The 12,846-nt window shown below is 49.3% G+C and carries 12 protein-coding genes; all 12 read right to left on the reverse strand.

The features are described 5' to 3' along the window. Positions 1-81 precede the first annotated feature (81 nt). The gene (locus tag FD47_RS09875) at positions 82-645 is read right to left on the reverse strand and encodes a UbiX family flavin prenyltransferase (protein WP_054735436.1); all 564 of its coding nucleotides are present in this window, start codon (positions 643-645) and stop codon (positions 82-84) included. 18 nt (positions 646-663) lie between these two features. After that, positions 664-2,139: a UbiD family decarboxylase gene (locus FD47_RS09880; protein WP_040537749.1), complete on the reverse strand. Its 1,476-nt coding sequence runs from the start codon at positions 2,137-2,139 to the stop codon at positions 664-666. Positions 2,140-2,356: 217 nt separating this feature from the next. Further along, entirely contained in the window at positions 2,357-2,776 is a 420-nt protein-coding gene (gene lpdD, locus FD47_RS09885; RefSeq protein WP_056980605.1) for a prenylated flavin chaperone LpdD, read from the reverse strand. Between the two features lie 41 nt (positions 2,777-2,817). Next, the gene (locus tag FD47_RS09890) at positions 2,818-3,174 is read right to left on the reverse strand and encodes a YisL family protein (RefSeq protein ID WP_008212544.1); all 357 of its coding nucleotides are present in this window, start codon (positions 3,172-3,174) and stop codon (positions 2,818-2,820) included. Positions 3,175-3,299: 125 nt separating this feature from the next. Continuing rightward, positions 3,300-3,755: a DUF5839 family protein gene (locus FD47_RS09895; protein WP_040537750.1), complete on the reverse strand. Its 456-nt coding sequence runs from the start codon at positions 3,753-3,755 to the stop codon at positions 3,300-3,302. Positions 3,756-3,780: 25 nt separating this feature from the next. Beyond that, the gene (locus FD47_RS09900; protein WP_056980606.1) at positions 3,781-5,718 is read right to left on the reverse strand and encodes an ABC transporter ATP-binding protein/permease; all 1,938 of its coding nucleotides are present in this window, start codon (positions 5,716-5,718) and stop codon (positions 3,781-3,783) included. Positions 5,719-5,903: 185 nt separating this feature from the next. Beyond that, positions 5,904-6,863: an ABC transporter substrate-binding protein gene (locus tag FD47_RS09905; RefSeq protein WP_225352900.1), complete on the reverse strand. Its 960-nt coding sequence runs from the start codon at positions 6,861-6,863 to the stop codon at positions 5,904-5,906. A 2-nt stretch (positions 6,864-6,865) separates the two neighbouring features. Continuing rightward, entirely contained in the window at positions 6,866-7,867 is a 1,002-nt protein-coding gene (locus tag FD47_RS09910) for a FecCD family ABC transporter permease (RefSeq protein ID WP_054735444.1), read from the reverse strand. Then, complete coding sequence (locus FD47_RS09915) at positions 7,864-8,844, reverse strand: FecCD family ABC transporter permease (RefSeq protein ID WP_056980607.1); 981 nt, start codon at positions 8,842-8,844, stop codon at positions 7,864-7,866. The genes FD47_RS09910 and FD47_RS09915 overlap by 4 nt, the downstream gene beginning before the upstream one ends. Beyond that, positions 8,841-9,635 carry an ABC transporter ATP-binding protein gene (locus FD47_RS09920; protein WP_054735446.1) on the reverse strand — a complete coding sequence of 265 codons (795 nt, stop codon included), beginning with the start codon at positions 9,633-9,635 and terminating at the stop codon, positions 8,841-8,843. Before FD47_RS09920 ends, FD47_RS09915 begins: the two co-directional genes overlap by 4 nt. 307 nt (positions 9,636-9,942) lie before the next feature. Continuing rightward, positions 9,943-11,514 (reverse strand): hypothetical protein, encoded by a 1,572-nt coding sequence (locus tag FD47_RS09925; RefSeq protein WP_056980608.1) that lies wholly within the window; start codon positions 11,512-11,514, stop codon positions 9,943-9,945. A 229-nt stretch (positions 11,515-11,743) separates the two neighbouring features. Next, a complete protein-coding gene (locus FD47_RS09930; RefSeq protein WP_056980609.1) occupies positions 11,744-12,694 on the reverse strand; it encodes a hypothetical protein in 951 nt (316 codons plus the stop codon). Positions 12,695-12,846 lie beyond the last annotated feature (152 nt).

Consider the following 12,846-nt stretch of genomic DNA (forward strand, 5'->3'; position numbering starts at 1 on the left):
TTTTCATCCAACTATGGGGGTTCACTTCACCTTCAAATTGAAGCGCTACTTTTTTTGATATTTCAATCGAGTGGTCAGCCGCTAATCACCCTGCCAGCGCCCACTGATCTGGTTGGCAATTCCAAACGCATCCAAGACCTTCATTGACTGGTGATTGATGAGATCCTGAATGGTTTGGGGATGATTATAGAACGCCGGGATAGGCGGAATGATCTGCGCCCCAATTTTGGCAAGCTTGGTAAGGTTTTCTAAATGAATCACGCTAAGCGGGGATTCCCTTGGCACGATCACTAATTTACGCTGTTCCTTAATTGTCACATCAGCCGCCCGGCCAATGAGGTTGTCGGCCAAACCGTATGCAATTCCCGCGACGGTTTTCATGCTTGCGGGCACGATCACCATCCCATCGGCCAGAAACGAGCCGCTTGCAATCTGAGCCCCCTGGTCATTGATATGGTAAGTAACGTCAGCCATCGCTTCCACATCAGCTAATGAAAGATCCGTTTCAAGCGCCAAATTCTTTTTTGCCCAGCTGCTCATCACCAAATGGGTTTCAACGTCAGGAAACGAGCGCAACTTTTGCAATAGATCAATTGCGTAGATCGTTCCAGAAGCCCCCGTAATGCCAACAATAATGCGTTTCATCCAGTTATCACCTCAATGCTATTCCAAATATTTGCGCCAGTCGGGGACATCCATAAATTTGGCCCGCTCAAACTGCTTCTTCATATCAAATGGGACGGTGCCATCGATCACCAATTTTGAACTCATTCCGGCAAACCGAATTGACTTCGGATCATATTCCGGCCGCTCAGATGGATCCAACGGGTGATTGCGCATCCCCGAGAGAATCATGAGATCCTGATCCGCTTGAAAACGCGTGTTGATCGTCCACATCACGTCATTCATGTCGAAAATGTCCACGTCGTCGTCAACCAACACCACCGTTTTCAACTCCTTAAACGCTGAAAATGCCAGTAAGGCCGCTTGGCGCTGAATGCCCTCATCAGCCTCATTTTCTTTATGAATTTGCATGATTGTCATGAGCTTACCACCACCAGCCGGCGGATTGTACACGTTCAGGACTTTACCGGGAATTGCCCGGTTCACAAGCTGTAAAATGCTGGCTTCAGTGGGAATTCCGGCCATCGATACGTGTTCTTCGCTGGGCCCAATCACGCTCTGCATAATCGGGCGTGATTTTCGGTGGGTGACCGCCGTCACTTTGATCACCTGCAAAGCGGGATTGGCATCGCCATCGTAACCGGGAAACTCCGGCATCGCTTTGCCAGTATGCGTATTAATATCCTCCTGAATTCGTTCGTGGGGCATGATGTAGCCCTCAAGAGTGTATTCGGAGCGGGCAATTGCCTTTTCGTCAACCGTCACGCCCTTTACCAGCTGAACGGCTTGATTACGAATCCGGCCGGCAACCCCGAGCTCATTGTAGCCAAGCGGCGTTGTTGGCGGCTCAAACGTCGCCCCGATTGTAATTGCCGGGTCCAGTCCAATATTAATTGTGACCGGCATCGGCTGATTGGCCTTTTCATACTCGGCCGCAAACGCGCCAATGTGGCGGCCGCCAGGCATAATGTAGATTCCGAGCTTGTCTTTATCTTCGAGAACCATCCGGTGAATTGTCACGTCACTTTTCGACTTATCCATGTTGGATCCCAAGACAACGCCAACGGTAATGTATGGCCCAGCATCTTCGGGGGTGTTGGTTGGCGCGGCAACCAGTTTGCGAATATCAAAATTTGCCTCGTCCGCTTTATGAATCACTTCATGGGCGGGCGCGTCAGCCTCAGAAACGGTTTGGGGCCAAATCGGATCGGAAACCGCGTCATTAAGATATTGCCCCAACGTTTGATAATCGTGGTGAAAGATCTTACCGACCCGTTTGCGGCTCGCCATTAGCCCGATTAAAACCCGGGTATCGGCAAATCCTTTGACATTGTTAAACATCATCGCCGGGCCCTCCTGAGTTGGCCGCTTCACCGTCCCGCCGGCACCAATATACCGGTAAACACCGGAAAGTTCGGCATCCGGATCAACCGCAACGTCGGTTTCATGATATTGCTTTGGGTCAGATTTAAGCTCGTTGAGAACCCTTCTCAAGTCCCATGGTTTTTCTGTCACAACTGTCATCTCCTACATAAGATGCTTTAATTGTACGACTGTTTGGGACCCAGATTCATTCATATTTGAACGATCTATTATGCAATATTCACATAATAGAGTGAAAGATAGTCGCATGACCTTCTATTACAGCAATAAAAAATCCCGCCTCAAGGGTTCAACCACTTGAAGCGGGTTCATTCATTTAATCAGTACGGATTGGGCAGCCATTCCCCGTCTATTCGGGGTGATGGTTCTGATCATAGTACGTCGGTGGGTTAATATGCGCGGGGTGCGCCGCCAGCCATTGATTAATCTGATCGGCCAAGCGATCAATTATCTCAGCGGACGCCTTAATTTGGGCTTGGGTGATCCCATCAATATGCACCCCGGCCAAAACGGTTAAACTACCGCCAACTTGGGAACTGACCGTGTCTGCAAGGCGGTCGGACAAAAAATTGTCTTTGTGGTCCCGACCGTCATGACTTGGAAATTTAACGGTTTGCCGGGGCGCGTGCTGCGACTTGGTCGTCACATCGCCAACGTGCGGATGATCCCCGCCGGTCACGACAATTAAAACGTCCGGGCCAATTCGAAACAGCGCGGCCGAAATTGTATAACCAGCTTGATTAACAGCAAAATCATGATCGGATTGCATGTGACGTCTCCCCTCGTTTTAAGATAGCTCGATTCCCATGACTAATGAAGAAACGGCCGGCCCTGTGACAGAAACAGACCAACCACCCCAACGAGCACGCAAAAGCCCAGTGCCCACCAAATCATGGTGCGATTACCCTTTCCTGATTGTTTGCGGCCAAAGGCAATTTCAATGAACGCAATCAGACCCAGGGCCAAAATCACCTTGATGGTGCTTAAAACCGGGTTGTACTGCCAGGTGTTCCACAATAAAATAACCCCACTAATAATGGCAACTAAGTAGAGCACTCTGGCGGTCATTGCCCACGGAACCATTTTTTCAACGGCCACGTTCAAGCCGACAACCACAACAATTGTTAACAATATCCAAGTAATCAAGTGAACCCATAACCACAGCATTTGATTTCCCCCTTAAATTAAGAACTATGATTTAGTCTAATGCTTTTATCGTTAAATGTGTAGTCAAAATCGCCCCACAAAAAAACCGGTAACGTTGTCGTCACCGGTTTTTGGGTCAATCAATCCTATTTGGTTGCTTCCTGACTGGTTTCAGGCAGCGCAATGTTATGATCCTTCAAAAACTGCTTAAACGGCCGCACCAAGTGGTACGTGTGGACATCATTCGCGGTGAACCGCCGAACCCGTTTCAAGTCGTCAGCGGCCTTAATTGCCGCCTCGCCGGTGACCCGTTGTTCCTGGACAACTACAACCGGCCGCCAGCCGTACTTGGTTGGCACCACGGCGACCCGGCCGAGTTCGGGAAAGCCGTCTTGAAGCGGTGCTCCCTCGTTGGTCGTCCGTTCGGTAATTCGCCAGAAAAATTCCTGGTCAGTTTGTAATACCCGCTTGCCGCCGTCTTCCAGTCGAATATGAATGGCGCCGATAACGAGACGTTCCTCGGGCTTCTTTGCATGTTGCTGATGACGCGTCTTGGATTTCGACGCAGGTTCTTCCTTTGCATCCACTGGTTTATCTGCCATGGTTAACATTCCTCCGTATCGATGATTATTCGTAACTTAAACTTTGAATTGGATCTAGCTTAGCGGCGGTCCCTGCCGGGGCAAGCGCTGCTAACAATGAAATCACAATTGAGATGATTAGTCCAAACAGCACGTTGCCAGTCGTGATCTGCATAATTTGATAATGAATCCCCGACTGAGCAATGTGGTTGGCGATTAACGCCAGCCCCCCGGACAACCCAATTGCCAGGATTGACGAGAACAGCCCGATGAAGAAGGCTTCCGAGAAGAACAGATTACGAATGCTGCCGCGAGAAGCGCCCAGCGCCCGCAAAATACCAATTTCCTTGGTCCGTTCGGAAACGCTGATGTACAGCACCACAATGATCATGATGGCCGATACCAACAATGAGATGCCGGCAATCGTTGCCAACACGTTAACCGCCAAATTAATATAGGTGTTCAGCGTGTCAACAAAGCCGCCAACGCCGGTAATAATGTACTGGGCTTTGTGCTTACTATTCTTATAAGCCTTAATCTTGTTCTCAACCGGCTTGACGTTCTTCACGTTTCCCTTGATTTCCAAAGAGACAAAGTTCGGTTTAATGGCAATCTTCTGGGTGTTATAAAGCGACTTCATCGTTTGGTAGGTCACCGACGTCGAGCCGGTATTGGCCTTGGCCACCCCGCTGACGGTCAGCGTCTTACTCAACGTCACCGGTCGCTTCTGCTTGTTCAGCGTGTTCTGGTAGAACGTAATCTTCTTGCCAATCAAATCATAAGGGTGCTTCTTATTTAACTTAGCGGCAATTTCCTTTGTAAGGAGGATTTCGCCATTCTTCGGCGTTGTCCCCTTGGTAATACTCTTCTTAAGGATGGTGGCGTTAAACGTCTGCATGAACGACACGGCGGCCGTTTTGTGGCCCGAACGCAACTGGGTGCCGCCCTGCACGTAGTAGCCGTCTTCGACATTTTTGACGTTCTTGATTCCCTTCAGCCGGGATTTGTCCTTGCTGGAAATATCAATCTTGGTCATATCCGGATCCGAGCCGCTGACGTTCTTGGTAATCTGCAGGGCATTGGGATTAACCTGGGAGTAAATTTCATGGTTGATGTAGCCCTGAACCCCGTTTCCCAATCCCAGCATGACGATCACGCTGAAAATACCGATTGCCGCGCCAATGATGATGAGAATGTTTCGTTTGAGATTGTAACGCATATTTTCCAGCGCCATTCTCAAAGTCGCCCCAAATTTTAGCGTGTGGGTCGACAACTCATTTTCGTTGCCGGCCGTATAGGGCTTCTTAATTGATTGATCTTCGCTGATCACCCCGTCAGCCAACTGGACGATTCGAGTGCCAAAGTTGGCAACCGTCTGCGAATGGGTCACCGTGATGACCAGCTTGCCATCAGCGGCGATCTGATCCAACAATTCGAGAATTTCCTGGGTATTTTGACTATCCAGGGCGCCGGTTGGCTCATCGGCAATGATAATTTCCGGATCGGACGCCAATGCCCGGGCAATCGCCACCCGCTGCTTTTGGCCGCCGGACAGCTGGTTGGGGAACTTCTTAATGTGTTCGTTCAAGCCCACCTGATCCAGTAATTCTTTGGCCCGGGCTTCCTGCTCTTTATGACTTAACGTCGTCATTTCCAGAGACACCATCACGTTTTGCAAAACGGTTAGATGGCTGATTAGGTTGAAATTTTGGAAGATAAAGCCGATTGTCTGGCGGCGATATGCGTCCAACTGCTTGTTGGTGTCGTGGCGCAGTGAGTTGCCGTTAAGAACGACATCGCCGGTGTAGCTGCTGTCAAGGCCGCCGATAATGTTCATCAACGTGGTCTTCCCGCCACCGGATTCACCGAGGATCGACACAAACTCACCCTGTTCAAATGACAGGTTAATCCCCTTTAATACCGGGAATTCCTGGCTGCCCAGGTAGTAAGACTTCTTGATATCGCGTAACTCTAAATAAGCCATTAGCTCCTCCGTTTCTCTATTCGCAAGATAAGTTGCTATACTCGATGTATTGTACCGCGAAATCAGCGATTTGCATATAGAACGGCAGAAAATATCACCCAATTGTAAAACAAGTTAACAGGGGATTCCGTGATCGCAAAAAAGAGCTCGGTTTTAAAACAGAGCTCTCATTTATGCTTATTTTCCTACGCTTTTTTGAGCATCGCATCCGTAATCAACTTCACCTGTTGATAAACCGCGGTTGGATCGAAATAGTACATCTTATTAAACGGTAGTTGAACGACGTGGTTCGCCTTAACGGCCGGCAAACTCTTCCAGATCGGATTTGATTTCAAATCCGAGATTGCCTGCGTGTTGCTTGATTTGCCGGTGGTTGTGCTACCGAAGAACAGCCAGTCGGCCGAATATTTCTTGAGCGATTCGGTTGAGACCTGCTGGAAACCGGGACCAGCATCAATCTTTTGCATTGCCGCTGGAAGCTTGAAGCCCAGCCCCGTCGTCAGGGCTTGGCCACCACGACCCCATTTGGCACCGTCGACAAACAGCTTACCGTTCTGCATGTCATAGATGCCAATGGTCGTCTTGCTTGGCGTAATGCCCGCCTTAGTCAACCGCTTAGCCTGCTGCTTGGTTTCCGCTTTAAACTTTGCGTTCCAGTCAGCCGCCTGCTTTTTACGATTAAGAATCTGGCCGAACTTCGTCGCCGTCTGTTCGATATTACCAGTCGACCCGTACGGAATGTAAACCACCGGGGCAATTTTTTTGAGCGCCTTCACGTCGGCTTCATTCGAGGTCACGATCATATCCGGCTTCAACTTCAAAACCGCTTCCGGCTTCATCGTCAGGCCGAGATTGGTGGCGGCCTTCTTCTGGGCCTTTGTCAGGTACGGGCTGGCCAGATCCAGGGAAGTTGCCCCAACAATGTGGCCGCCAAGCGACGCCACGTCGCCGGTGTAAACGTTTGTCACAATCCGCTTTGGATGCAGCGGCACCTTGACCTTCCCAGCTGCGGTTTTCAAAACCCGCGTGCTTGTGGTCTTGTCATTGGAAGACTTGCTGGAGCTGCTCTGCCCACAGCCGGCCAGAAACAGAACGGCCAAGAGGGCCACGGTCATCACCTTGAGATATGTATGCATTTTTTTCATGATTAATCAAACCTTTCTGAAAATAGTAGATAGATAAAGTAGGGCATCGTGACTGCGGAGACCACCAATCCAACCGGCAGGGACGACTTGCCAAACGCGTTGGTGGCAACAAATTGAGCCAGCATCATAATGCAACAGCCCATCAGCCAGCTTGCAGGCAGCCAATACCGCATGCGCTCGCCAACAAACCGTTTACAGATATTGGGCGCCATCAAACCGACAAAACTGATTGCCCCACCAACCAGCACCGCACTGGTGGCACAGAGAATGGCAACCGCCATGAGACATCGGCGCACCCATTTAACGTTGATGCCAATTCCAAACGCGCCCCGGTCCCCCAGCGTTAACCCGTTTAGGCTGGGAATCAAAAAACTAACGGCAACTAACAATCCGAGACAAACCATTAACTGGACCAGCAGAAACCGGGTGCCAAGGTTCCAAAAGCTGCCGTTTAGCCAAACCAGCACTTTGTCGAAATCAAACTGGTTCATCTCAAGTTCCAGCATCAGGATAATCCCGTTCAAAACGGCAGTGATCGCGACCCCCGCCAACAGGGTCTTAATGGCGGAATGCTGATGACTCGCCAGCATCAGGAGACCGGCACTGAAAATTGCCCCAAGAAACGCCGCCACCAGCAGCCACGACGACCCCAAATGCAGGCCAATTGCCGAAGCGGCAAACATCACGATGACGACTCCCAAACTGGCGCCGGCGTTAATGCCTAAAATACTGGAATCGGCCAGCGGATTGCGGGTCAGCACCTGGAGAATCAGGCCACTAATTGCCAGTTCACCACCGGTAATAATTGCTGCCAAGAGGCCGGGAAACCGTAACTGCCAAACGACAAAGTTGGTGGTAAAGTCCGAACTGCCGCCGACAAGTGATTGTAGCACCGCCCCAACTTGCAGTTTAATGTCACCGAAAGTCAGCAGTGCCAGAAACAAGCCGATCCACAGAGCCACCAGAAATATCAGCGTCAGGGGCTGACGAATTTTTCGGGTCATGCGCCCACCGCCTCCTTTCTGAAGGCAACGATTATGAAGAGCACCACGCCGCCAACAATTGCGCTGAGGGCTGACAAAGGGAGCTCCACCGAGCTGATTGCGGTTTTGGCAATCAAGTCAGCTATCAGCATAAAGCCACTGCCGCAAAGCGCAACGGCAGCCAGGTTGCTCTTAAACGACCCCGGGTGGACGAAGTTGACAATTTGGGGAATTCCCAGACCAATGAAGCCAATGTTGCCGGCAACCGCGACCGATGAACCGGCCGCCAAAACTACCAGAACAACCGCAACGATCATGAGTCTTTTAAAGGAGACCCCCAGGCCAACCGAGGTTTTCGAGTCCAAACCCAGCAAGGTTAATTCGGTTTGAAACATTACCGCCCCGCCGAGGACGACGATCACCGCAATCCCCAGAAGGAGCACCTGCTGATAATTGGCGCCGCTAAAGCCGCCAACTAGCAGGACCCGAAACTGCTGGGTCGTGTTGGTAATGAAACTAACCGCGTAGGAAATGCTGCTGATGAACCCCGAAAAGATCGTCCCGCCCAACAGCAGCCGCAGCGGGTTAAATCCGTGACCGCTCATTGAAAGGCCGATCACGACCACAAAAGCCAGCAGCGCGCCAACTAATGACAGCCAAAACGCATTTAGAATGGTTAGGCTAATTCCCAGCAGTTCGCCCACAATCATTGCCAAATTGGCCCCGGCATTTACGCCGATAATTGACGGGTCCGCCAACGGATTGTGGGAGACGGTTTGTAGAAGCAACCCGGCCAATGCCAACAGCATCCCCGTCATCGCCGCGGCCAGCGCCCGGGGCACCCGAATTTGCCAAATCACTTCACCCACAAGCTTGGTACTCGGCCGCCACAGATCACTCACGGAATACCAGCGCGTGCCGCCGAAAATGTCCAGCAGGATGGCGATCAAAACGACGGCCACCAGGGCGACGCAGACAACCATTGTGCGATGGGTCATGGTTGGGCAACCGGCAGGGGATGACAATTCGTGATCTGTGGGCAATCATTGTCGTAGGTGATGTCACCCGAAACCTTAAAGATGTTCGCCAGGGTCGTTTCTGTCAGCACGTCATCCGGACTGCCAACCGCGGCCACCCGACCGTGAATCATGCAAATGAGGTGATCGCAATATCTGGCCGCTTCGTTCAGATCATGCAGCACAATGATCACGGTCTTCTGGAAGGTCGCGTTGAGTTCGTGTAATAAATCGAGGATTTCCAATTGATTGGTTAAATCAAGATATGTAGTTGGTTCATCAAGCATTAAAATGCGTGAGTTTTGAGCAAGCGTCATGGCAATTAGGGCCCGTTGCTGTTGACCGCCGGAAAGACTGGTCAGCAATTCGTCATGTTTATCGACTAGATGGACGGCTTTGATGGCATCTTCAACGGCCTGGCGATCGGCTTTAGACAGGCGATGCATCCCCCGCTGCCGGCAATAACGGCCGTATGAGACCAATTCAAATACCGAGATCCCTTCAGGAATCACCGTTCGTTGGGGAAGCACGGCGATCTCTTGGGCCCGCTGTTTAGCGCTATACTGGCTCATTTGCTTGCCATCCAGCTCAACGTTGCCAGCCATTGGGGCTTCAAAGCCGTTCAGCGTGTTGAGGAGCGTTGATTTTCCACAGCCGTTTGGCCCGATTAACCCAGTCACGCACCCTTCTGGAATTTCAACGGTTTGTTGGTCAATAATGACCTTGTGCCCATAGCCAGCCGTTAGCTGGTCCGCTTTCAAAATTGCTTTCATCACATAACATCTCCTTTGTCGTAAATTTACAATGACTTGAAGATTGGAATCAATCCAAAATAAGAAGAATTCTAATCTTAAAATTAACGAACGGGAGGACCTGACAAACTCACTGTTTTGCCACATCCCCCCGTCAACGATAATGTCAGTATACGGTTAAAATATACCAGATGTCAATATCGAATTTAATACAATTAGAATATTCCTAATAATATTTCCAACTTATTTGATCAAAAAAGCGCCGCTATCCGGAGAAAATCCCCGTGATAGCGGCGCTAATTAAATATAACAATCGGTCGATTTTAAATTAATTCAATGGTGCGGTTGACTGCATCAGCTCTGGTGGCCAGAGTGCCAGCAAGTAGCCGTAGCCGTCCTGATCAAACGTCAGACTCTCAAATTCACGCTTGGAATCAAAGGCCTGATAATGAATATCATCGGCGGTAAAGTTACTGTTTCGAACCTTTTCAGCTGGAATTGACGTTAAGATATCGTCAGAAACGAAGTAAACCCGATCGTTCTGAGGATTATAACTCATCCCCTGGTTCGTGCTGCCGCCACGGTTGCCGACCATGTTCTGAGATGCGGCAAATGAAACGCCGTTCTCGTCTAGGCGACCGTAGAACAGAATGTAACCCTTGCCGTACTTACGACCCCAGTAGGCGTTACCGTCTTTATCAAACGTCAACGTGTGCAGCTGGAGGTTGGCACTATCACCATGGTACATCTTGAAGTTATACTCCCGAATTGGCTTCAACGTATTTGGATCCATTTCAAGAACCGTATTGTTGTCATCACGAGACTTCAAGTCGGTCAAAGTGTTATCTTCGGCAAGATAAATGTGCTTATTTTGCGGATTAAAGGCTAATGTTTGGCCGTGACCAATATCAACTTCCGGTGATAACTGAGCCGTTTGAGCAATATCAACGTACTTAAACATTTCAGGGTTCTGTGCCTTAACAGCATCTACCTGACTTTGATAAGTGTTAATCTGATTTTGAATCGATGTAATCTTCTTGTTGTAGTTTGCAACTTTAGTCTTATGTCCCTGGTATGACTTCATCCAGGTAGCCATCTTAGCAGTTGCCTGCTTGACAACTTTCTTGGCCTTTTGCTTGGAAGCATAAGAATACTTGGCAGACTTAACAATCTTCTGATTCTTAGTCTTCTTGTTCTTCCAGTAGTAGTACCACTTTTGCGCGTTTTGCTGCCAATTGGACTGGTTGTTCTGCCAGGACTTATTCTGATTAAGGGTGTTGGTCAAAGTCTTGATTTGATCAAATGATCCCTTCATCTGGTTATAAGCATCTTCATACTCCTGGTTATGAGCTTCCCCATCCGTCGTGTATGGGTTGAAGTAGTCAAATGCCTTCCACAAAGCCAAAACATCGCTGTTAACGCCTAGCTGTTGGAGCTTAGCCATATTAAATTTAACGATGGCACCTTGGTTGGTGTTGGTTCCGTTAGATTCAACAAAGTACACGTTACCTTCATCATCCATGGTGACACTCTGGAAGTTACCATGTTGGAGGTTGGAAACGTTAAAGCCGTCTGGTAAGAACCACTTGGTCTTAAACGTATTGGATTGGGAACTCCCAGAAATTGTTGAGTAGGAGTTCGAATAATTATACCCCGATGGATCAAGGTCATATTTCGTATACTTCTTCGAGGTATTCCCCTGAGGCGTATCGTTATTGACCGTGTTAAGGGCTTCTTCATCATAATCTTTTAACACATTGCCGGAGTTCACTTGCTTAATGGAACCGGCCGATCCGGGTTCATCAATCACATCAGCGTTGGCATTTGAAGCAATGCCAAAAATCCCGGCTGACGCGAATAAGAGTGCTGTCAAAACAGCAAACTTAAAATGTCCCTTCATTCATATCCCCACCTTAATATTGAAATTGATAAATGCGTTACTCATATTCATTTATAACGAGAAACGGGTGGAAGCACAAGGGTTATGCTTATTTTTCACCAAATCCCAACAAATGTAACGAGCAAGTAACTATAGTGTAACATTATTGCGAAAACGATTGTAATTTGAGACTAATCTTTCAACATTTCGGGGCCAGCCAATGAATATGACAAACTCGTTTTTAGGCTGGCTATTTAGCTAATAACTGCGTCTGGGATTTACTTAGGGCGTCCTTTTGGGCGGCAAGAGTTGCCAAACGATTATCGAAATCCTGGAATTGGGCCTTTCGTGCCGCCATTTCACTTTTAATTTTATCGTAGTCACGGGTTATTTGGTGGAATCGACTGAGGTCATTGCGCGCCGCATTCAGATCTTCCTGAGCAAACTTGATCTGACTTAATGTATTGTAATTGTGACCCTGATCGTACCCATCCGCGTCCTTGCGGGCCTCCAATGAATCAAGTTCATCGCTATACTTCTTAATGTTCGCCCTTAGTTCGGATTCGGTATGGTCACTTAAGAAATCCAGATCGTCACTAAGCCGGGTGTCGTTTTCAAGGGCTTCTTGCTGCTCGCCAATTTGGTTCATCTGGTTCTCAATGTCATCCATCTGCCGTTGATAACCAAACCACTGGTCCATCGTTGCTTGGGAATACTGGCCAGCCGGTGCTTGGGGCGTCGCAGGCTGGGTCCCCTTGGTGCTGGCAATCTGATTTTGCAGATCCCGAATTTGATTATTCAGCTGGTCGATTTGGGGATTCGGCGTATCTGCCGGTTTCGGTGTCGGTTCCTGGGCCTTTATCGGTGGAAGACTGCCAATCGTGGCCCCCAGCACAAATTTTTGCGGCCGCAGCCCCCTTTTCGTTACCGTCACCGTATAGTGCCACTTGGCGGACAGCTGATCACGTAACTTAAGCCTTAGACGACCGTTATGGCGGGCTTTTCCCACGGCATAAACAAACTTTTGGCGTGACACCTTGACGGTCGCCCCCGGCGTGGCTTTTCCGGTAATGTAGTGCGCGGCCTCAGTAAAATGATACAGCGAAGCCTTCGCCTGTTTAGTCGACCGCGCCTGGGCGGATGACGCCATCCCCAAGCTCGCTACCAACACTAACCCACTAATCATTGCAAAACGTTTCATTTCTGATTCTCCCTTAACTCCTTATTACGCTAAGCAGCGCACCAAAAATGGTACCATAAGCCCGCCGTGGTGGGAATCCCCTCAGATTTGACCATTTTAAAAATCAATAAAGGTCTGATCTTTATCGGCCGTTTTCAAATTAGGCTGTCGTG

Origin of the sequence: Lentilactobacillus parafarraginis DSM 18390 = JCM 14109 (genome assembly GCF_001435895.1) — a bacterium.
In the GTDB taxonomy this organism is placed as follows: domain Bacteria; phylum Bacillota; class Bacilli; order Lactobacillales; family Lactobacillaceae; genus Lentilactobacillus; species Lentilactobacillus parafarraginis.

Bases quoted from the DNA above. Each gene is read 5' to 3' on its own strand.
- FD47_RS09875 (WP_054735436.1), bottom strand. From the start codon at position 645: ATGAAACGCATTATTGTTGGCATTACGGGGGCTTCTGGAACGATCTAC.
- lpdD (WP_056980605.1), bottom strand. From the start codon at position 2,776: ATGCAATCCGATCATGATTTTGCTGTTAATCAAGCTGGTTATACAATT.
- FD47_RS09890 (WP_008212544.1), bottom strand. From the start codon at position 3,174: ATGCTGTGGTTATGGGTTCACTTGATTACTTGGATATTGTTAACAATT.
- FD47_RS09895 (WP_040537750.1), bottom strand. From the start codon at position 3,755: ATGGCAGATAAACCAGTGGATGCAAAGGAAGAACCTGCGTCGAAATCC.
- FD47_RS09900 (WP_056980606.1), bottom strand. From the start codon at position 5,718: ATGGCTTATTTAGAGTTACGCGATATCAAGAAGTCTTACTACCTGGGC.
- FD47_RS09905 (WP_225352900.1), bottom strand. From the start codon at position 6,863: ATGAAAAAAATGCATACATATCTCAAGGTGATGACCGTGGCCCTCTTG.
- FD47_RS09910 (WP_054735444.1), bottom strand. From the start codon at position 7,867: ATGACCCGAAAAATTCGTCAGCCCCTGACGCTGATATTTCTGGTGGCT.
- FD47_RS09915 (WP_056980607.1), bottom strand. From the start codon at position 8,844: ATGACCCATCGCACAATGGTTGTCTGCGTCGCCCTGGTGGCCGTCGTT.
- FD47_RS09920 (WP_054735446.1), bottom strand. From the start codon at position 9,635: ATGAAAGCAATTTTGAAAGCGGACCAGCTAACGGCTGGCTATGGGCAC.
- FD47_RS09925 (WP_056980608.1), bottom strand. From the start codon at position 11,514: ATGAAGGGACATTTTAAGTTTGCTGTTTTGACAGCACTCTTATTCGCG.
- FD47_RS09930 (WP_056980609.1), bottom strand. From the start codon at position 12,694: ATGAAACGTTTTGCAATGATTAGTGGGTTAGTGTTGGTAGCGAGCTTG.